Raw genomic sequence first — 21,262 nt, forward strand, 5'->3', positions numbered from 1 at the left:
CAGCCAGCGCCAGCGCCTGCTGGCGAAACTCCGGGGTATATTGATTACGGGATGTCTTCTTCACAGATTTTGCTTGCGTCATGGTTCACCTTGTTAACGATTTTACTCGCTTAACAGCGTGTCCACCCTTCGTGGGTAGGATCATTTTGCCCTGACGCTCATCACGCAGTTGTTTGACCCATTTCTTCATCGTGGAAAGACCTACATCCATAGCCTTAGCGGCATCAGAGACGGTGTAGTTTTGATCGACAACCAGCTGAGCAGATTCGCGTTTGAATTCAGGACTAAAATTTCTTCTTTTCATTGGAGCACCTGTGTTGTTCTGAGGTGAGCATATCACCTCTGTTCAGGTGGCCAAATTCAGTAAACCACTACATTTCTGAAATGACGAACCATCAGGACTATCTGAGGCTCAGCTAATTCATTCTGAATCGCTGCGAGTTTGATAGACACCTCAGAGTTATTTAAAATGGCTTAAAAAAATAGGTACTCATGAACATTTAGCGTGGTTAAAGTTTAAGTAGTCCACTCAGACGACGATAAGAAAAATGGGGCTCGATGAGCCCCATTGTGCATCATTGTTCAGCTGATCACAGCTAACGGCGGGACACAGCATAGCTCTTAATCTGTTGAGAATATGTGAGATTATATCTTCATCACTTTAAGGGTACCGCCTAGATTAGTTTCAATCGTAGCCTTTTCTTGGATCGCTGTGCTGAGTGGCTAAAGTAAATCAGATGGAAAATTCATTAATCAATTCCGCGAAGAACCCATGCTGCGGTGCCTGTGGCATCCCTATGACCATAGCGCGATCCAGCCCGCTATTGAGTGTTTCGCATGCTGTTTCCGGCAATAGCACACAGGCATGGCAGGCTGCTTTGTTGACCCGTCGTGAACCCGTCCCGCCCAAATCCTCCGAACAGACAGGGTCGGCAGAGCACCAAGACGCCCGGGAAAGAGCTCTGAGAACCATCGGCTCGAAAAGCTCAGGCCGGCCAATACGAACCAGCCCGCCCAGACTACCTTCCGAATCTCCGGCTGCGGTGTAAATAAGGAAGGCCGCCATTGGTGTCTCTGGATCGCTAGATACAAAGATGCGTTCTTTCAGCGAAGCTGAGGAATAACCACATTCGAACACCATCTGGTTGACTATGATGTGAGCTAAGGTGTGAACCAGAAGGTATCGTGCAGCCCATTGCGGCGTAACATAATTACTCTGGAGCGGTGGCATCAGGTTTTTCTCGTCAGCCATGCGTGCCACAAACCCCGGGTCCAGCCGGTGTGCGAGCCACTCGGCATTCTTTGCAAGCCAATTGCTGATGGCTGCCTCATCCAACTCGACAAAAACACCTTCACCATAATTCTTGATAGCAGGCAGCCACTGAAGTTCTGGTTTCGGCGGGTGAAGGAAAAGCTGGTTCATAGCTGAGGCCGGCATGCTAGCCAGCGGCTCCCTTTCACGTATCAGGCGGTCAAATCCGCAGAAAACCCGGGTTTCCCGCAGCCGTTCGACCAGATTGAGCCGCCCGAACCAGCGCTTCATTCCATCAGGAACCTGGCTTGGTACTACCCTTAGTTCGTCATCTACTCCCAGATCTACTTTATTGCGCAGAACATTGTACTCGGCACGACGAAATTTCTGCGACTCGGACTCTTCCATGACAGGTACCGGGCCTTCGTCTGCCAGCGAGGAGCCTTGGTTGAGGGCGTTCATGGCCTGCATGATCAACGCATCATCAGGCAGGCTGGGGTAATAGGGGAGCAGGATATCATGGAGCTTTTTTAGTGCGTCCGAGATAGCTCCGAATTGGATAAGTGTCTTTACGAGGCTTAAATCCCGATCATCATGTCTCAGTATCTTCTGTATGTCAGTAACACACTGTTCGCTGCTCATATCCGGCAGGTAGATTGAAGACAGCACCTTTCCAAAATAGATGTTCGACTGGTTGATCAGCACTGCTACAGGGGGTTCCTGGCATGGCTGGGCTGCCAAGCCCAGCCAAGGGCGTTCACCACTACAGACGATCCCTGCCGACTTAAGTCCGGATTTATCGATTTTACCACTGTCCGGATCGCGTACCATGCTCATTGCTCCCGCCAGGGTTTTCCATTTATTGCATATGGAGCAGGAAACTTTAACGGACCCCAGATCCGGGCCGCCGGAATCCTTAAGTACCAGTCCGCTATCCCCTAGGCAGGTACATCCACACCAAGCTTTCCATGGGAAATCTGCAATATGCCCCTGGCTGCAGGCACTGATGAAACGCACGGGCCGCCAATTTGATTTTTTGCCATTTTCGAGAGGGGCAAGTTTCCGGGTTTCCAGGTTGAAACGGCGCATTTTTCCGCTGTAGCTGTCGACATACCAAGTAGGAAAGCGGTGAGTCTGGATTTCCAGCCCCGACAGCCCCGGATTCTGGTCGTCACGGCAGTACTCTGGCGGCTGGCGGAATTGTGGAACCTTGAGCAGCGCAGATAGTCGAGGCTCGTCAATCACATGCCTGCGCATGGCGGCATCATCCAACTTCCATTCGCCTTTCTCATCCCTCTGTTTATGCCAGAAGTCTAGCCCGCAGATTATATTAGGTATACCGTTCTTGTCGGTGTAGATGCTTCCCGGCCCGAAGGGGGCGATCAATTGCCCCAGCCGAATGTCACTGGCCATGCTTTGTGTGCTCCTCGTCTAAATAGTTGCTGCTGATTGCTGCCCGGGCAGTGCCGTCAACATTGCGCATACTGCTGAGAACCCGTATTCCTTTTCGTTTTTGCTCCCTAGTCGCGAACTCACCTGTCCATAGCATCAGATACTCTTCATCTTTCTTTTGCGGATACGCCCACCACTTTTGGGGATTGGTTTGCCACTTCTTGAGGAGTTCACTGTGTACTTTGCGCATGGCTTCGCATACTCGACCCAATTCATCTGGTTGATCCTTCATGATGGCCCGGCATCGTTCAAGCAGCAGCTCAAGTGCCTCATTCAAATAGCCGGCATAGTCACCGAAGGCCTCTCCGGGCGATGGGGCATCATGCCGCTGCCGTGCCCATAGCAGCATTACGCCTGCCAGTGCGCGTTCCACGGCTTCGACCGAAAATGGTGTAGCGGAAGTCGGTTCGACCCGCTCATAGAGGCGGCGGTGATAACTGTGAAACTGTTCAAAGTGCGAGCGGTCACGACTCTTCCCCGGGTTGAACATGCTCAGAATCAGTCCAGGACGCTCCCACCAGCGCCGTCCTACCCGGCCTGTCACCTGAATGTACTGAGCGGTTGACTTGGGCTGACCGACAACAGCCATCAACGCAAGCCGGTCGATATCCACGCCAACTTCGATGATATTGGACGCAAGACAGGCATCCAGGCTGTCCCTAGAATCCCAAGGGCGCGCCAACCGATCCATTAACTCAACCAGCTGTGCCTGACTCTGACGACTGGTCAACTCTTCCACTGTATTGAGGTAGCGTTGAGGGTCACCTTTGAGTCCATAACGCGATGAATAGTCCTTCAGACGTGCAGCGATGTCAGACTGGAACAGGGTCTGGGCCCCCCCCAGCTCACGCAAGCTGTTGTAAAAAGCCAGCAGGGTCCACCATGCATCTTTTTTGTTGTCATCGAACATCCACGCTCTGAACAAAACAGTCGAAAATGCGCGGACCTGAGTCGTCAGGAAAGACCGGTAACCACTGGCGTGAATGCCCAGGTAGAGTCGGCCCTCTTTCAGTTGTCCGTCTTTGCCCTTAGCGTAACGGCCGAAAAACGAGTCGCCCATCTCCAGCCCCGGGCTGGGGAACAGCTGCAGCTTCTCACGGGAATAAACAGCACGTACCTGCTCTGCTGCCCCCCGAATGGTGGCGGTCGAAGCGATTATCTTGGGTTTTAGCCCGTTCTTTGCGCTACAAAGCTGCTCGATCACCCCCTCATACAAGCCATAGATCGTACCCAAAGGCCCTGAAATCAGGTGAAACTCATCCTGGATCACCAGTCCTGGGGGGTACCTGACAGGAATCACCGCCCCCTCCTTACCATGACCCAAGCCAAAGAGTGCGCCGGTTTCCGGCTTCCAGGCCATCATTGCGAACTTGTCAGCTGTCCCGATAAACATGGATGGTGGATCTTTGTAGATAGCTTCGTCGATAACCTCGACAGGTAGTCTGCAGCGTTCGCCACCATATTCACATCCAGTGTCAGAGCACATCAGGTACGGCTGCTTTCCACCGACCACACCTGCCAGATTACTGTTCTTATTCTTCTTGCCTTTACTGGACGCGGCTTGAGTCAGTCGGCCGATTGTGCTCCGGCACCAAGGACACTCCGTCAGGACTAATGGATTTCCTGTCACATCTCCGGAGTCATATTTGCGGACTGCTGTGCTGGCATCAGCCCATTTATTTGGTGAACCATCACCACCAACCCAAAGTCCAAGTGTGAAGCGGGAGGTCCCTAGCGAGGGGCTGGCAGCCTCTTTTTCCCGACGCACCCTGATCTGTTCCATAGCGCAGATAAGACTGGCAGCACGCTGGAATTGCTGTGTGGTCAGCATCCGCAGGGTATAACGCATGAATACATTGGTGCCATCGCGGCGTAGTTCATCATCCAGGCGCGAAATCAAGCGCTGGTGGAACATGTAGAAAGCGGCGACAGCGAGATAGGCTTCGGTCTTGCCTCCTCCGGTGGGAAACCAGATCAGGTCGACGATTTCCCGGTCATCACAACGTTCCTCAACCAGTCCAGAGATACTCATCAGCAAGAATGCTGCCTGAAAGGCCCGCCATTTGCCGACCCCTTGTTTTTCGGAGCCATCAATCCACACCTCCCAAGGTGTGCGTGGCTGTCCTTCTGGTACGTCCTCGGCGACCACGTGGTTGTTGAAGAGAACTAGCGGGCGACGAGAGATCTGTTTGGACGCTACCTGCTGGAGCAGCATTGCCTGATTGGCCAGACGAAACGCCTCCAGTGCAGTGGTGTCGGTTTGCAGGATCTCAATGCCATGTCTGATACGTTTGAGGCTTTGGCGGCAGGCATCCAGATGCCTTGTGGCTTCATCACGCGACTGGGGCGACAGTTTCTCGCTGTCTGCCTCGCGAGCATCAATCCAAGCGGCATACTCTTGCGCAAGACTCTCAAGTGGTGCCCAGCCCTGAGCGCCCCGGGCAAAGGTTGCAAGCCCCGCCAGACCACGCATAGACAGGGTGACAGGGTTTCCCTCGCGGTCCGTGATGTCAGGAGTCATACTCGGCAGTTCCACGGCCGGCATCACATCCGCGAAAATAGCATCCGGTGCTCCCCCTTCAACAAGATCCCATCCCGCCGCACAGCCGTGTCCGATCGCCCAAGTGGCTTGGTCACGGTACAGCAGGGAGAGCATTTTCTCGTCATCATCGAGCTGTGTGAACGGCCTGACTCCTTCAGGGTAACAGCTAAAGACTGCACCGCCTTGCACCCGCACCTCGAAATACGCCTGAAAAAGGATACTTCGGATCTGATCTGCTTTGCTCTTGGCCGCTTGAGCATCCTGTTGGTTGCGCAGTACGCATGTGACAATCCACTTCCCATGCATGCGTCGTGGAAAAACCTGGATTTGTAGAGCAAGCCCCCCAGGCAAGCTCAGGCTTCTTGACTCGGTTTTCCCGGGCGTTAGGCTAGCCAACAGAAATCGCTCACACGTAGCATCAGTTGTAGCCGGCACACGCCGCCATGCCTCCGTCCGATGTTCACCATTTTCCTTGTTCGTTACTTTGATACAGGGTTCATACCTTCCGTTGACTGGGAACGCGGCCGCCTCTGGTGACTGCCAAAAGAACTTTTTCGCAGTGGGAAGCGACACAACAAACTCGCCTTCACTCTCCTCCAGGCAGAAGCTAATCCCCATGACTGAGGGTTGGTACATATCGTCACTGCCAACCTCGAAATCATCGCCATCCGCCTCCACGTCGGCTCCCTCTAAAGCTGAGTCACCGCTGGCAAACATTGCAGGCAACGTCGACACTTCCGGATCGGAGACCACTGCCAGCACTGTCTCAGTCGATGCATTCTCACCCTGCTCACCGTCGTTTATTAGCCCGGTGGATGATCCAGAGTCCGCGTGATCGTCAATAACCATCCCCTGCATGTGGTTACGTGGGTACAAAAGGCCTGTGCCATAACGTTGCATAGGCGTTTCGCTATGGTAGTGGACGATTTCCTGCAGAACGTTGCTGTCTCCGCATTGGTAGTAAAGGGGCCCGAAAGCTTCCCCGGAAAGCCGGAAGCTGCCTTGTGCATCAATAGTAACCGTACCGTTGGTTGGAACGGCTTCGATGACGCGCGCCGGCCCCACCAACTCACCGCGCAAAAATTCAATCTCGGCAGATCGTTCATTATTCATATTATTTCCCTGCACTTGTGACCCACTGAGTAAGCAGTGAAGCGCACGACGCATGATAAAAAAGATAGAGCCGCTCCTGGGCCCGGGTAATTCCCGTATAGAAACGGCTGCGATCAAACCCTCTGTCAGATGGAATTACATCTGTGATGATGATGACCTTGTTCTCAAGGCCCTTGTAGGCTCCTACAGTCGACCAGCGGATATCCCTGGCACCCGCATTGCCGGCATTTGCGAAGGAACGACCGCATGTCTCGCGAAGCACTGGCAACACTGAGTACTGCTCCGCACCGAAGGAGAGCAGCGTAATGTCAGCCTCACAAAATCCACTGGCCAGAGCCGCATCTATACATGCGATGATTTTACGGACTTGCTCGGTTGCGTCCAGGTACGGCTCCCAATTCCAGGTATGCAGACCGCCGCCCTGACGAAGGTATCCGGAATAAGTCCTCTGGTCAGCCTTGGAGAGCATCATCGCAAGCATACCGATAGACTTATAATTTCGGCAGTTTTCCGTAAGCACCCAGCATGCTGAATTCTTACGCACGGCGACCAAGGGGAGCTCCAGTGCCGTTGCTCCTGTCAGTACCTGGTTGCGGAAGTCACCTAACATCAGGAAGCGGCCGCCATCTAAATCACCATCCATAAGCAGACGAATACAGTCCAACAGGTCTGGGCGCCCGAGAATATCCTGCGCTTCGTCGATGACCAGATAGTCAAACTGAGCATCATGTACACATGATGGATCCGTGAGTCGGTCTTGGATCACCAGCGCTACTTCAGACCAAAAATCATCGTTTGGATTTTCCGGCACACGGATCCCAGTCAGGGACATCAACACGCTTAGGGCAGATCCTCCGACCAAAAGCGGGTTGTGTTCTTCCTCCAGCTGACTGGCGGCCCATTGACCGATCAGCCTGTTAAAACAGAGATAACCTACTCTTAGACCTTGAGCCGCCTTGAGCCGCGCCACGCTGATGCCTATCAGTGACTTACCGGTTCCTGCCCCCCCTTCAACGAGCACCCTCGGGTTGTAATCCGTCAAACGAAGCACCGGGTATTGCTGATCGCGCAATAGCTTCTCAAGCTCCTCCTCGCGATAGCGAATTTCGGTGATCTTTTCCGGCCGGCGCGTGCGGATGGGGAAGCAAAAACTGACGAAATCCTCAACCTGCTGCCCTGACAATTGTGCCTTCAACAGGGTGATCGTTGGATCCGCATTGATGATCCGCAGGGCCATGGTTTTAAGAGCTTCACAAAGCGCATCTCCCGTTGTACAGGCATCAAACCGGTAACGGTCCATCACCTCGTATGGACTAACCGACAAATTGGGCGGCACGGTAAAATCGGCCCGAGGGAAAACACAGCAGTGAATCACCGGAACTTGAGAAAAGATCGATAGCCGCTCCACCAGCCGGCGCCGCAGTGCATAACGTGCATCCTGTGCTTGGCGGAACGGCGATTTTGTGATGCTTTCTGGGTACCAGTGATCGCCGTCGAAGCCAATCTCTCGATGCGATTTGACTTCAATGCAGAGAATGCCAACGTCGGGAATCACAATCACAAAATCAAGTTCGGTACGCCTGTTATGGTTGCTCGGTGCCAGATCCAGCGAGTGGATAACGGTCCAGTTGTACTGGGCACTTTCGAGTTTGCGGTAAAGGTCAATCTCACCGGGCGGTGAAGTCTCATCGATAAATCCGGGAATCATGCGCACAGATGTTCACCTCCTAAGACTGCGCGATAGCTTTCAGCAATCGCCAGCTTGAGCGGTTTTTCCAACACCTCTGCCGGAGCAGCGAAGTCCGGAGAAATACTAATCACAGGTTTAAATAACACGCTGCCGGTCAGTCCACTTTCCGGCTCAAGCCGGTGAGGGTATACATCTACTAACGAGAGCATGCTACGAATAGCAGACAATTCTCTACGCAGCCCCGCAGTAAGTTGTTCATTTACAATGGCATGCTCAACCGCGCCGTGTTTTATCGCGTTAACCCGAGAGGCTTCGACCTCTCTCCACGCCCGACGCCATCCAGGAACAGTTCCGCCATCAACCACCATCAGTGGAATAAGATCCGGATCAAGTACCTTTGTCAGCAATGCTTCGAAATGCCTCTTACTCCGTGGCGCCGAAATCACAGTACCATTGCTTTCTTTCCATTTGTGGACCGCACGACACAGATCCTGGAGATCAATGCCAGCTTGCCGCATTCTCTGAAGACATATAATGGGGTGTCGTTTCCAAGTATCAGCCAGCGCCTTTTTCCAGAGGGCGGCCAGCGGCGCTTTGGAGGCATCGACACTAACCTCACCAAGGTCAGCATCAGCATCGTGAATCAGCAGGTAATCATCTGCCTCTACTTCATTAATCTGTCTGTAGCCAATGGCCTCAAGGTCGGTGCGGTGGGGACTGAACACAAGCAAGCGGGAACCCGGACGAAGAAGCACTCCGTACTCAGCTGGAAACTCCACTAGCACACATCGATGCAAGGCTTTGCCCGCGGACGTCTTCTTGTCAAGGAACACAAGATCATCAACTTGTTCAGCCGCAGGAGGCACGATCACCGTTACGGGATTACCGCTAACGGTTGTCCGGACTGAATGCAGACTGGCCAGATAGTTGTAGGTGGGCAGTACCGGGTCATCGGCAAATCCTTCCTCATCTGCCAGCCCTGCCCAGACAAAGCGGACCAGCCGACGGTATGATGGGGAAGTAATCAATGCCTCCGGCGCACTGCCGAAGCCACGGGTGCGCAAAGGCCCGAATCGGATCAACGCATCTGCCGGAGGGATCTTGCGGTACTCGGCAAGTGTGCTTACGAATCTCCCATCATCAAGATCGACCAGCCCTTCGAGCAGCTCGCTAAAAAGGTCGCGTTCTTTGGGCTGGCACCAGATCCTGACGTTGTCTTTCCCATATTCGCACTTAAGTTCGATGAATAACCGGACGAACTCTGCATTAAGTACAGAGCCCTCCTCAGCGTAACAGGTGATCAGGTCTTTTAGGAGCTCGAAGGTTTGTGCGGCATGCTCCCCCCACTGCCGGTGAATCTGTGCTGCATCGGCAAGGCCACAGCGGGAAAAAAGGCCAATATCGGGTATCAAAGGTGACGTCAGCCACTTCTGCATCTCGAAGCGAAGCAGCAGGGCCGACTCGTTCACGTAAAGATCGCTATCTGGCTGATAAAGCGCTGAATAAAGTATCCGCATATGGTGGCGGATCGCGGAAAAAAGCGGAGACTCGCCAATAAAGAGCTCTTGGACCGGCGGATTACTCTCTAGAAACTGCAAGCGCGCGGTTGTCGGGATAATCATGGTCACATCCCTCGTTGCAGCACGCGCAGCTGCATTCCGGTTTGCATTTCGCCCAACAGACAATTGCTGGCGTCCGTATCTTTGTAGTAGCGGCAGATATTATTCAGCCAGTCCTTAAACTGGAGGATCGACTCGACAGATGCATCACGATTGCAGACACCAATGATGTCGCTTGAGGGAAACAGTTTCTCCGCACAGAGCAGCGCCGATATGCCATCGGCCACCACTAACCAGGCCGCATGTACGGCGTCGTCTTGATGCACTCGCTCGTTGAGGAAGCGAAGGCGCCGTATGTATTGCCGCTCACTGTGATGCAAGGTCAGCAGATCGCCCAGCGAAGACCTGCGGTCAGCTGTTGCGAAACCCGCAGCATAAAGCTTCTGCATATAGCTGGAGTCACGCCCTGCCCCCTGCCCAACCAAGACTAGGCCGTCATAGGACTGGCGCAGATTTGCTTCCAAGATAGGGCCAATGCAGCCCGGGAGATCGCGATACTCGGAGTATTCCAGCCCCTTCCCGTCAGGAGGTAACTGCGGCAACGGGCAATCGCGCAACTGCCAGCGGATGGCGTTGCCACGCATGATGTACCTGGTGCAGACCCCGTGCGGATTAGGGATACTTTTGCCCTTCCTTTTGACAAAAGGCCGGTATGTAGCTTTCTCGAGAACAATGGCATCTAACTCGCCATTAAAGGCAACAAAACGCCAGCGAGTATCGTCAACAGAGTTACACACATCCCACGAGGGCTCTTCAGGATGGGTCCCGCATCGCACTTTCGCGGCAATACGCTCGCGGCATGTTCGCAGTAGAAAATCGAAGTACATATCTACGTGGTTTGCCGTCGTACGCTCAAGATCGCTCCGCAGGGCGCCCAGAGCGATAAGACCAGCGGCCTCCGACTCGCACGGCATCGACAACAGACCGATCCGGCGAGCATTACCGCAACCTAGGTTCCACCGATACCCCAGACTTAGAGCAGTAGCAGCCCATATAGGGACCTCGTCATAAAACGTATCCACTTCAAAATATTGCATCTAAGCAATCCCGAGGCTACAAGTATCCTAAATAAATTTAGACTCGATTAAATCACTCCGACAGATAAATGAAAATCTCATATAACGTGATTTCTCGGACATCTTGTTATATTTATTGAACGTGGTCATTTTTGCAGCAATGTGATGGGCATCTGTCCCAATCCAGCCAGCATCATACTTCTAACGGCTGCCTTTAATTTGGGAGTGCATTACATTACTAAAAACCTATTTATAAAAAGCCTGATTAATAAAGGTTGGAGATATAGTAATCCCCGTTTACTACACCATACACCATGATGCTCGCAGGGTATGCCTCTGGCACTGAGCTGACTTTTAGATCTCTTTGAATTGAACATAGTTCCACTTAGGCAGACTCTTCGATGCCTGCTCTAACTACGTTTTCCTTTCAGGTAACGATCACCACCTATAGTAGAGCGCTCAAATCAGTTTTGCAAACCCCGCAACTATTGGTGGTCATTCTGGTGTTCTTGACATGATGAAAATTCAGGTTTAGCCTATTTATTAGCCAGTTACTGGCAAAGGAGATACCAGTCAGAGGAGCCATTTACTTGTTTTCATGCATCCTTGCGAATCCCTATTTGTACATTTATTCAACAGGTTAGCGTGAAAAACCTTCCCGGTGCGTTTCTAGTTTTCCCTCCGCATCGGGAAAAAATGGTGGTCAGATTTGGGGTCAGGTTGGTTCGATAATGGAGTGACCCCCAAATGTCTCTTAACGACTCAAAAATCCGCAACTTAAAATCATCCGCTAATCCCTTCAAAGTTTCCGATTCACACGGTCTATACCTTTTGGTTAATCCAGGCGGTTCACGTCTCTGGTATCTCAAATATCGTATCAATGGCAAAGAGTCTCGCCTCAGTTTAGGCACTTATCCCGATGTATCGCTGACCGATGCCCGGCAACAGCGCGACGGCATCCGCAAACTGCTGGCTCTAAATATCAACCCGGCGCAGCAACGAGCCGCTGAAAAGGCGGCTCGTTCACCAGCAAAGAGCTTCAAGACCGTTGCGCTGAGCTGGCATAAAAGCAACAGAACCTGGTCGGAGAACCATGCTGCCCGCCTGCTTGCCAGTATGAACAATCACATCCTCCCGGCGATCGGTAATCTGCCGATAACGGAACTGAAAACCCGACACTTCACTGCCCTGCTGAAAGGTATTGAGGAAAAAGGTTTGCTGGAGGTCGCATCCCGCGCGCGGCAGCACCTGTGCAATATTATGCGTTACGCTGTTCAGCAAGGATGGGTGGAAAACAACCCGGCGTTGAATTTAGTTGGCGTAACGGCTCCGCCGGTTAGACGCCACTATCCGGCTCTGCCGCTGGAACGTCTGCCTGAGCTGCTGGAACGCATTGAAAACTATCAGCAAGGCCGGGAACTGACCCGGCTGGCGGTACTGCTCACCCTGCACCTGTTTATCCGTTCCAGCGAACTGCGCTTCGCTCGCTGGCGCGAGATAGATTTCAAAAATAGAATCTGGACCATTCCCGCTATCTGCTGACCGATTTCGACAAGCTAATGCGCAACCTGATGCTGGCGAATCACATGGCGCTGATTAACCGCGTGGAGCTCAACGACATTCGTCAGCGCGGCGGCAACCTGCTCCGCAGTATTTTTGTGCTGGCCCAGAAATACCGGCGTATTCCCGTTACCCGGCAGGATATCCGCGACGGCAATGCCCGCGCACAGGCGGCGGAAGAATTAGCCGGTCCCGTGCCGGACGATATCTTTGACGGCTCCCGACGCTCGGCCTATGCGCCACCACTCCGGTCTGCCTCAGAGGATAAACCTGAACCTATGGCTGATATTCCTGTCTCTGCGCCAGATGAACCTTCCACTGATGGGCCAGACCTTGACGTATCGACGGTTACTGCGACAGAGCCCGGAGACGACGATGACTGATCCAGCCTCCAGATACCAGGCGCTGACCCGCGAGGACTGGCTTGCTTACGAAAGCTGTCTAAAAGGCCTTTTAAGGGTAAGGGAGCCGCAACTATCAGCGCAATCTGCAGCAGACGCGGCGGCGACCCTGCACCAGCTACAGACGCGGATCATTCACCGTGCCTGGCGCTGGCCGTTACGAAACTTACCCTTGCTGTTATGCCGTGGGCCAGCCCGCTCTGGTGCAAATTTTCTGCGCTGGCGCAATCAGCAGAACAATCGCTCCGGCACACCGGCATGGCGCGCGCTGCTACAAGACGCCTCACAACCGCTGCAAATCAGGGACGCGCTGCTGGCGATCGAACAGGATCGGATCCTCTTCAACATGCAGATGTCGATAACCACCTTCCTGCTGCGCCAGATCCGCGAATGCTCCCTCAAAATGGCTGACGCCCGTTCAGCCGCGCTATCGGCGTCAGACTCCCCTGCAACACATCAACACGAGGATAATCACTATGGCCCAACGTGGATTGAATAAAGTCTGCCTGATCGGTTTTCTGGGACAGGATCCGGAGGTGCGTTATACGGCGGATAAACAGCCGGTCGCCGTTTTTTCGGTCGCCACCGGGGATGTCTGGAAAGACAAGGAAACCGGGGAAACCAAAGAACGCACCCAATGGCACCGGATTGTGGTGTACAACAAACTGGCGGAAATCGCGGCAAAACACCTGAAAAAAGGAACGCAGGTGTATCTGGAAGGACGGTTACAAGTCAGAAAATGGCAAGACAACCTGGGCGCGGAGCGGCTGTCCACCGAGGTGGTTATCGATATTAACGGCACGTTGCAGATGCTGGGCAGTAAACCTGATACAGACAAAGAGCCGGGACCCTCTCCTGAAACGGAAAATAACGAGTAACTCGCTCTGGTGACGCCCTGACGGGCGTCATTCTTTTTTTACCGTATTTATAAATGCATTCCAACGAATTTTCAGAAGCAGAATATGACAAATAATCAGACTGCTATGGAAACAGGTTCCGACTCCCTCAGCGTGAATGCTGCTGATTGTCTCAAATAATTTGAAAATTGTTCGAACATGTCGCCATCAGAATTTATCTTTATGGATAGTTTCACTTCTGGCAGCTCAGGAAACCCCTCCACGGGTGTCAGAATGACGTGATCCCGGCCAATGGCGCTACGTGGCAAAATTCCAATTCCCAGCCCCGTTGAAATTGCTCTCCTGATATTTTCATAGGATGCGCTTTCGTAGGCGTGGAAAATGGGTTTGCCAATATTTCCCAGCGTCTGTAATGCAACGTGACGATACGCGCAACCATCGGGGAAAGACACAAGCGCAATTTCCTCAACGTCATGAAACGCTAATGGGGCATGGCTGACCCAGTGCAGTGGCTCCCGCCACAATACCTCGTGAGGCCCTATTCCGTCGTTCTCTATTGTGTGCTTGTAGATGGCGACGTCCAAATCCTGGTTTGCCAATAGCTTCAGCAAACGCGCCGACAGCGCTGAAACTACTTCAATGCGTAAATTCCGGTTCAACGACAGGCAATGAGATATTGCGCCATGCAACTCCGCAATCCGGAAATCATCCGGGACGCCAAGCCGAATACGGCCTGAAAGCCTGGGACGCTTCATCGTACTGATGGTGTCGTCCAAATGCATCAGGATCTCACGGGCGGCGGGCAACAATCTGATGCCTCGCGCGATAAATGCGTCGTGATCTGTGAGATAAATGACGACGAAATTTTTTTCAGTATATGAGAAACAATTTCACTTTTTCACCTCAACCCTTTACCGTATTACTGCTCTGGCAAAATCCAGAGCCGGGGATTTGCAGCCCCGAACTGTGACCCATCAGTGAATTATTCAACTGATGCGCCTGTGCTCGCCTCAATGGCGGTTCAGGCAGGGGCGGAGAAATCCGCGCCGGGTGGTCACATGCCGGTACTGCAAACCCTGTCTGAATCGCCACCAGGAAGGGGAGCAGTGAATATGACTATACAGCACAACGACTGGCATCCGGCCGACATCATCGCCGCTTTACGCAAGAAAGGAACCACGCTTGCCGCCGTTTCGCGGGCGGCAGGATTGAGTTCTTCCACTTTGGCAAACGCGCTTTTGCGGCCCTGGCCTAAAGGCGAATTATTGATCGCCAATGCGCTTGGCATTCCCCCATCGGAGATCTGGCCCAGTCGATATTACGATACTAACGGATGTCCTATATCCAGAGTAATCAGAGATCGAGGCCACAAGCCTGCCGCGTAGTGATTTTTTAATCGTACTGCCGCCGTGACTGAATTTGAGTTGATTGTTAGCGGGGCTGGTTCGGTTTCATGAACCGGTCCTGACGCTCGTCATCGTCAGTTCGGTATCCGCGCCTTGAGGTTTGATCTTACCCAGCAATAATCCCCTCTCATTAATTCCCTTGTGATCGATTTCACTGTTCCATCAAGCAATTTAAAGAAAGTCAAAAAGCTGACGATATCATTACGATAAACTTACATGCACAGCTACTCTAGGGGTAAGCAAAGGGAAAATGGATTATCCGCTCAGCTTCAGATGGACCGCACGTCATGAAGAGTTCTGCGTTACAGAGAATATCTTTCTGGAACACACACTGAAAATAAAAGGCGTGTACAAACAGTGGAAGCCTTGGTGGTTCAAAAAAGGGAAAACCTTCATCGTTACATGTGATATTTTCGCCGAAAATTTTGCCACGATGCCGCGTAGAGGCTTTTGCTCAGTGGGGGCATATTCCTATGCAGACTGCCGGTTACCCAATGAAATGCGCATAGGGAGATACTGTAGTATTGCCCAGGGCGTTACGTTTATGGGAACTCAGCACCCCACCGACAGATTCACGACCAACCCAATAACATACCATGATGATTTTGCCAGACTATCCGGTATGCGACACCGGGATTGCTTCAACGAAAATTTGCCGCTTCCCAGCATCGGTCACGATGTTTGGATTGGTGGCAACGTCGTGCTAAAGGGCGGCATAACGATTGGTAATGGAGCCGTTATTGGCGCTAACGCGGTTGTCACCAAAGACGTCCCTCCTTACGCGATTGTCGCCGGTGTACCTGCAAAGATCATTCGGTTCAGATTTGAAAAAGACGTTATTCACAAACTGCAAGAACTGGCATGGTGGGACTACAAACCAGCGGATATTCCTGCCGATGAAACCAAGAATATCCATGCGTTTATCGATAAGCTGGAGGAAAGAGTTAATCACGGCGATATCATTAAACATTCGTACAAAAAGATAAATTTATCAAAAGTTTTTAAAGAGCTTGGTTAACATGTTATAGGCTCTCACCAGAGAGCCATCTTATTAAATGTCGTACACCATAATCGTAAGCATATCCACACGCAGTGCTTCATCCGTATTGTTATCTACAACATTAAAACTAATTGTTTTGGTATTAACCTGTTCAGCATTAATTACCATCGCATGGTTATCAGTAGCCAACGTTCGGGTGCCATAGGTATTGTTATAGGTATATACATCACTGGTCGATGAAGCCATGATAGGTACGTTTTTTGACGATAATGCATTGCTGAGTGTCATAAGGTACGCAAATGTAACGTTTGCAACGGTACTGACGTGTCCATCGAAAGAGCAACCAACTTCTCTATAAATGAAACCGCCCAGACGGAATGTTTTTGTTGACCCTGTGGTAACACCGTGTGAGGGATAATTAATACGAATAGTCGTATCTTTTGTGTCGCTTGCCGGCGCGCTTACTGACGTAACGACAAATTTTCCCACCGGTTGATATCGTGACGATGTGGCAGACTGATCGAGCAGCAACAATTTCGTTTCGCCTGTCTCAATAAAACGGCCTCGAGAATTAAAAGAGAATGTGGCTTCCAACGTAGACGCATCGATCGCCTTAAATGATACCTCATCTAATCGATGAACTGACGTCTGTAACAACGCAACCAGTTTTAATCCCAGTCCCGCTCCAACATCAATATCTTTTGTGCCATCAAATGCTACACCGTTAATTTTGCGTGCTGCCGCCAGCTTGGTAGCGGCAGCGGCAGTCCCCGCCACAGGCAACGCGCCGACGTTTGCCGGGGTAAGAGAAATATTCGCCGTCCCGTCGAATGCCACACCATTGATGGTACGTGCTGTTGCAAGTTTGGTAGCAGCGGCAGCAGTTCCCGCAGCAGGCAAGGCTCCAACATCGGCGGCAGTGGGTTTATAACCCGTGTGATAAACCTGGTTACCTTTATAGTACAAACCCACACCATTTAGCTTCATAAGATCCACGGTGGCGGTCGGAGACTCTAATGAACCGGTAAATGCCTGCCACAGAAAATAATCGCCATCGCCATTCGGTAAGTCATCCCCCACTTTGAAGTAGAGCGAACTATGTGCTGGTGAAGCAGTACTGCGGTCGGTGAAACCTATTTGCCCGTAGTCATTTACCCCCTTCCATGAAATACGCGCTGATGCAGACATATCTCCGCCAGTGGTTGCCAATGCGCCGATATTTGCCGGGGTTAAACTAATATCGCTGGTGCCGTCAAACGCTACACCGTTAATCTTGCGCGCGGAGGCCAATTTGGTCGCCGCCGCCGCCGTTCCCGCCGCAGGCAACGCCCCCACATTAGCCGGTGTCAACGCGATATCCGCCGTACCATCGAACGCTACTCCGGCTATTTTCCGTGCCATTGATAATTTGGTGGCTGCCGCCGCCGTCCCTCCAGCCGGCAATGCGCCGATATCCGCTGCTGAGGGTTTATTATTGGGGCTGTAGACGCGCTGACCTTTTTCCTGAAGTACCGAGGCATTTGCGGTATGACCGAATTCGATATCCCCTGTAGCTAGGTTAATTCGGAGTGGCCGCAAGCTATTGAATGCTCCGCTGGCCGCATCCTTATTAGTCAGCAGGATATAAAAACCGCTTCCGTCATTACGAAAAATAGCACCGTATCCGCCATAAATAAGGCGTAATGCATCGGCTACCGTCGAAATCAGGTTACCGGTCAATGTGCCGCCCGCGATAGGTAACGCACCCACGTTAGCTGGATTGATTGCGATATCCGCCGTGCCATCAAACGTCACGCCGGCGATTTTTCTCGCGGCGGCTAATTTAGTGGCCGCTGCCGCCGTGGCGGTTTTCCCTAAATAGCGCCCATCGCCAATAGTGATATCGGGAATATCGCTGGCCCCTGAGCCTACCGTGCGTGTAGCAGCGGATTTTAACCCGACATTCGCCATAAATTTGGCTTTGTCGGGAATATCCGCGCCGTTTTGCGCTTTATCCAGCTTTTCCGCCAGCTTATTCAGGATAGTGGTCGAAAAATTAGGGTCGTTCCCTAACGCAGCGGACAGCTCTTTTAGCGTATCCAGCGCCCCCGGGGAGCCATTAACCAATGCGGCTATCGCGGCCATCACATAGGCCGTGGTGGCGATCTGCGCATTATTGACTCCCGCTACCGCCGTCGGCGCCGTCGGCGTTCCCGCCAATGCCGGGCTGACTTTCGGCGCATACTGCGTATGCGGATCGGTGGCTTTGATATGCGCTTGCAGATCTTCCCCGGTGCTCTCCAGCTCCTTTTTCAGATAGGCGGTACGGTCAGCCAGTTGTTCCGCCTGTCGGTTGGATACGCCGCCGGGGCCGCCGACTACCGGGTCTGAGGTCTCCAGTTGGTAGATACCGTCAATCCATTCCTGTTTTTCCGGCAAGTTCGCCATACTTATGCACTCCCGTGGTTATAGTTACCGTCATACGATGCGGTTTCGTTGTAGCGAATAGGAACGCCCCAATATTCCAGACTGGCCAACTGGCAGCGTGCGGGGGCGATCATCTCAAGGGTATTGCGCAGCATCTGCGCCTGATCGTTAGTGATGGGCTGTTGAAGCAATACCCGGTAGACCGGCCATTGGGTTTTATCGCCATAGACCATATGGCCGTTGTAACTGCGGACGCCGTCGTAGTTGAGCCGTCCGATATGCTCGATCAGTTCGACTTCGCCGAACCCCAGGCTACGGATCACCTCGCGTACCGCCCACGGCGTACCTTTATAACGGTGCATCTCAATGGCCGATTTAATCATGGCCCGGCGCGCATCTTCGGATTCCGCCAGTTGCCAGCCGTCTTCGGTCAGCGAGAACTGTTCGGCCAGCGAATCCAGCGCGCTGCTGTCGACGATATCGACCAGATAGACCATCAGCGCTTCCAGCTTCAGCGCGTCAAAGCGGTCGATGAGCGACGCCAGCGACCGGAAGCTGACGTCGGCGGCCAGCGGAGGAGGAAGCAGCACGTCACTCATCGGCGACTCCGGCAATGGTGATGGCGACACCGGTACAAACGGCGAGTTGCCAGTCATCCAGCACCGTTAATCCGGGGGATAACAGCTCGACGCTATAGATGCCATCGATCGATAACGCGGCGATAATCTGGCTGGGGACGATATCTTGCCCCAGCGTTGCGCGGCGGTTTTCCGCCCAGTCGGAGGCTACCCGTTCCGCTTCCTGTTTGACAGGCAATGTCTGAACATTGCGTTTAAGCGTCAGCCGGGCATGGAGCCTATACTCCACCGCAACGGGGGCTTTGGCGGCGACCGTATCGGTCAGCGGTCGCACTTTCTCATCCGAACAGACGCTTTCCACCTGCGCCAGCAGCGCGGTATCGGGCAACCCGCCAGACAGCAGCGGATAGAGATGGACGACGCCCGGCTCAGCCCTGACCACCGCCACATCGACAATATCCGGGTGCGCGCTCAGCGCATGATAGCGATACGCCAACCTTGAACCCGCGGTGCTGAAGGACTCCGGCGCCAGTTGAATGCGTTCCCGTAGCCGATCGTCGCTTTCTTCTTCCGCGCCGTCGGAACTGGCGACGGTGTTGATCACCGTGAAATCGACATCGGCAATATCATCCAGCAGGGTGCTGACCTGCGCCGGCTGCCAGTTATTCCCGGCGGTGCCGGTTTGCGTACAGGTGGCGCTAATGGTCGCACTCAGCGCTCCCGCGTTCATCAGCACGTCGCCATCGGTAGCAAACACAATGCTGTCTGAAGCGCTGACGCGCGTTCCGGCCGGAATCAGCGTATCCGTCAGTAGTGCGGCTTCAATGCTGAAAAGCAGCGTGGTTTGCGCCGCCTGAGCCGCCAGCCGGTAAGTGCCGACCAGTTCACCGAGGTAATCGAGCATCGGCGCGCGGGCATAGCGCACCAGATTCTGTTTCGCCGCTTCCTGAATGCCGCTGCGCAGCAGCATTTCCCGGTAGGCGATCAGGTCGATCAGTAAGCGCTCCGCCTGCGCCGGATAGAGCGTTTTTCCGCTATCGGCTTCATATTTGGCGATCATCTCGGCGGTGATCGCCTCGGCGTCACGCGCAATAAAGATCGGTTCTTCAGTTACCGCCATAACACCTCCGTGGCCTGCAATACGCCGCTGGTGGTTTCCCAGCTCACGCGCAGCGTCATCTGCTCGCCGCTGATTAGCGGTTTGACCGCCAGTAATCTGCAACGCGGCTCCCAGAGTTTGATGGCCTCAACCGCTTCACGCACCACATGCGGAACGGCCCGGTCGATGGGATAGTCGATGTAGCGATGCAAATTGCTGCCGAATTCGGGACGATGGGGATCGCTGCCGCGCGGCGTGCGCAGAATGATGTGGATGGCCTGCGTGATATCGGCGACACCCTCGACGAGTTCGCCGGGGCGTTGCAGGGCCGGTTGCCAGAAAACAGAGTGAGTATTCATGGGGGCAGTATCGCCCCCGGAAGGATTGGCCGATATTAAAGGGAGTTAAAAAGGAGAAGCCAGGAATTAGCGCCCGTTTTCCGCCACCTTCGTCCATAGGTAATTGCAGAAAGCGCTACAGGCAACCAGCATAAATTTGGCGTCGGCAAAAGAAGGATGCGCCGATTCGTCCATTAATGCATGCCGGATACCGCCGCTATCGCTGGTATAGCCGTACAGGCTTGAAAATGCGTTTTTCAGGCTGGGATGCAGGCTAATAGAGGTTTCAATTTGTTTTAGGCTTTTACCCAGCGTACCTTTCGAGTCGCCAGAAATGGTATTACATACTGACTCAACGGCGGAGATGGACTCTTTGATGGAGTTACGGTAGTCGGGCTGTTTACGGTCGGAGAGAAGTTCTAAGGCTCGCTGAAGATGTGCTTTTGCCGATTGAGGACTATTGCTGATAGCATCTTCAATGGCTTCAATCTCCTGATTATCCGTAATTTCCACTATTTCATTTTCTATAATTCGATAGGCTGAGTTTTCCGTCTCAAAAACAAAATTTAATGCTTGAATTAGATTTTTTTTATCATGATCAGGAACAGGAAACCGTTTTAATATGGCTTCCACAAAGTCATAGACATCATACCATTGTCCTTTCAGGATATACTTTTTGAAAATTTCATGAGCACCATCCTGATAAGAATATGATGAATAAAAATCAGGATAGGAGTCTATTTCCTTCTTAAAGAAAAAAGCCCATATCTGTTCCGACAATGTTTCAATAAGATCTGGTTGTGTTTTCCATTTATCCCAAACATAGATCTGTAATACATTCCAAAGACCAATACGCAACTCATTATCCATTGATTCACGCTGAATCGCTTTCTGCATCGGGCGGATTCCCATCCGCTGAGAAAAAGACGGCAT

Annotated in this window: 16 protein-coding genes and 2 pseudogenes; 6 read left to right on the forward strand and 12 right to left on the reverse strand. The window is 52.6% G+C overall.

Annotated features, from left to right (window positions below):
• Positions 1–145 precede the first annotated feature (145 nt).
• The 6 genes and pseudogenes from ABRZ26_RS20525 to ABRZ26_RS20550 form a co-directional block, all read right to left on the reverse strand.
• Positions 146–304, reverse strand: a pseudogene (locus tag ABRZ26_RS20525) (transposase); the annotation flags it as partial.
• Positions 305–733: 429 nt separating this feature from the next.
• Positions 734–2,665 (reverse strand): DrmB family protein, encoded by a 1,932-nt coding sequence (drmB, locus tag ABRZ26_RS20530; RefSeq protein ID WP_319605977.1) that lies wholly within the window; start codon positions 2,663–2,665, stop codon positions 734–736.
• Entirely contained in the window at positions 2,655–6,359 is a 3,705-nt protein-coding gene (locus tag ABRZ26_RS20535; RefSeq protein ID WP_319605978.1) for a helicase-related protein, read from the reverse strand. The genes drmB and ABRZ26_RS20535 overlap by 11 nt, the downstream gene beginning before the upstream one ends.
• A gap of 1 nt (position 6,360) precedes the next feature.
• Positions 6,361–8,067: a nuclease-related domain-containing DEAD/DEAH box helicase gene (locus ABRZ26_RS20540; protein ID WP_319606056.1), complete on the reverse strand. Its 1,707-nt coding sequence runs from the start codon at positions 8,065–8,067 to the stop codon at positions 6,361–6,363.
• Positions 8,064–9,671, reverse strand: a complete 1,608-nt coding sequence (locus tag ABRZ26_RS20545; protein WP_319605979.1) for a hypothetical protein — start codon at positions 9,669–9,671, stop codon at positions 8,064–8,066. Before ABRZ26_RS20545 ends, ABRZ26_RS20540 begins: the two co-directional genes overlap by 4 nt.
• A gap of 2 nt (positions 9,672–9,673) precedes the next feature.
• Positions 9,674–10,705 (reverse strand): hypothetical protein, encoded by a 1,032-nt coding sequence (locus tag ABRZ26_RS20550; RefSeq protein ID WP_319605980.1) that lies wholly within the window; start codon positions 10,703–10,705, stop codon positions 9,674–9,676.
• Positions 10,706–11,431: 726 nt separating this feature from the next.
• On the opposite strand from ABRZ26_RS20550, the pseudogene ABRZ26_RS20555 reads away from it, so the two are divergent.
• From ABRZ26_RS20555 to ssb, 4 genes and pseudogenes are all read left to right on the forward strand, one after another.
• Positions 11,432–12,217 (forward strand): annotated as a pseudogene (locus ABRZ26_RS20555) (tyrosine-type recombinase/integrase); the annotation flags it as partial.
• Between the two features lie 38 nt (positions 12,218–12,255).
• Positions 12,256–12,627 (forward strand): AcaB family transcriptional regulator, encoded by a 372-nt coding sequence (locus ABRZ26_RS20560; protein WP_319605981.1) that lies wholly within the window; start codon positions 12,256–12,258, stop codon positions 12,625–12,627.
• Positions 12,620–13,144: a DUF3158 family protein gene (locus ABRZ26_RS20565; RefSeq protein ID WP_319605982.1), complete on the forward strand. Its 525-nt coding sequence runs from the start codon at positions 12,620–12,622 to the stop codon at positions 13,142–13,144. The genes ABRZ26_RS20560 and ABRZ26_RS20565 overlap by 8 nt, the downstream gene beginning before the upstream one ends.
• Positions 13,122–13,523: a single-stranded DNA-binding protein gene (gene ssb, locus ABRZ26_RS20570; protein ID WP_413556357.1), complete on the forward strand. Its 402-nt coding sequence runs from the start codon at positions 13,122–13,124 to the stop codon at positions 13,521–13,523. Before ABRZ26_RS20565 ends, ssb begins: the two co-directional genes overlap by 23 nt.
• A 95-nt stretch (positions 13,524–13,618) precedes the next feature.
• Here ssb and ABRZ26_RS20575 read toward each other — a convergent pair whose 3' ends face one another.
• Positions 13,619–14,284 (reverse strand): LysR substrate-binding domain-containing protein, encoded by a 666-nt coding sequence (locus ABRZ26_RS20575; protein WP_319605983.1) that lies wholly within the window; start codon positions 14,282–14,284, stop codon positions 13,619–13,621.
• Between the two features lie 330 nt (positions 14,285–14,614).
• Between ABRZ26_RS20575 and ABRZ26_RS20580 the strand changes: the two genes are divergently transcribed.
• Positions 14,615–14,887 carry a helix-turn-helix domain-containing protein gene (locus ABRZ26_RS20580; protein ID WP_319605984.1) on the forward strand — a complete coding sequence of 91 codons (273 nt, stop codon included), beginning with the start codon at positions 14,615–14,617 and terminating at the stop codon, positions 14,885–14,887.
• A gap of 271 nt (positions 14,888–15,158) precedes the next feature.
• Entirely contained in the window at positions 15,159–15,926 is a 768-nt protein-coding gene (locus ABRZ26_RS20585; RefSeq protein WP_319605985.1) for a CatB-related O-acetyltransferase, read from the forward strand.
• A 33-nt stretch (positions 15,927–15,959) separates the two neighbouring features.
• Here ABRZ26_RS20585 and ABRZ26_RS20590 read toward each other — a convergent pair whose 3' ends face one another.
• The 5 genes from ABRZ26_RS20590 to ABRZ26_RS20610 all read right to left on the reverse strand — a co-directional run bounded on the left by ABRZ26_RS20590 (position 15,960) and on the right by ABRZ26_RS20610 (position 21,262).
• Positions 15,960–18,335: a phage tail fiber protein gene (locus ABRZ26_RS20590; protein ID WP_319605986.1), complete on the reverse strand. Its 2,376-nt coding sequence runs from the start codon at positions 18,333–18,335 to the stop codon at positions 15,960–15,962.
• A 2-nt stretch (positions 18,336–18,337) separates the two neighbouring features.
• The gene (locus ABRZ26_RS20595; RefSeq protein WP_009113959.1) at positions 18,338–18,913 is read right to left on the reverse strand and encodes a phage tail protein I; all 576 of its coding nucleotides are present in this window, start codon (positions 18,911–18,913) and stop codon (positions 18,338–18,340) included.
• The gene (locus ABRZ26_RS20600; protein ID WP_319605987.1) at positions 18,906–20,012 is read right to left on the reverse strand and encodes a baseplate assembly protein; all 1,107 of its coding nucleotides are present in this window, start codon (positions 20,010–20,012) and stop codon (positions 18,906–18,908) included. Before ABRZ26_RS20600 ends, ABRZ26_RS20595 begins: the two co-directional genes overlap by 8 nt.
• Positions 20,003–20,350, reverse strand: a complete 348-nt coding sequence (locus ABRZ26_RS20605; protein WP_319605988.1) for a GPW/gp25 family protein — start codon at positions 20,348–20,350, stop codon at positions 20,003–20,005. Before ABRZ26_RS20605 ends, ABRZ26_RS20600 begins: the two co-directional genes overlap by 10 nt.
• Before the next feature lie 66 nt (positions 20,351–20,416).
• Positions 20,417–21,262, reverse strand: coding sequence for an AbiJ-NTD4 domain-containing protein (locus tag ABRZ26_RS20610; RefSeq protein ID WP_319605989.1), 846 nt, complete (start codon positions 21,260–21,262; stop codon positions 20,417–20,419).

The organism is Brenneria sp. L4-2C (assembly GCF_040240335.1).
In the GTDB taxonomy this organism is placed as follows: Bacteria; Pseudomonadota; Gammaproteobacteria; order Enterobacterales; family Enterobacteriaceae; genus Brenneria.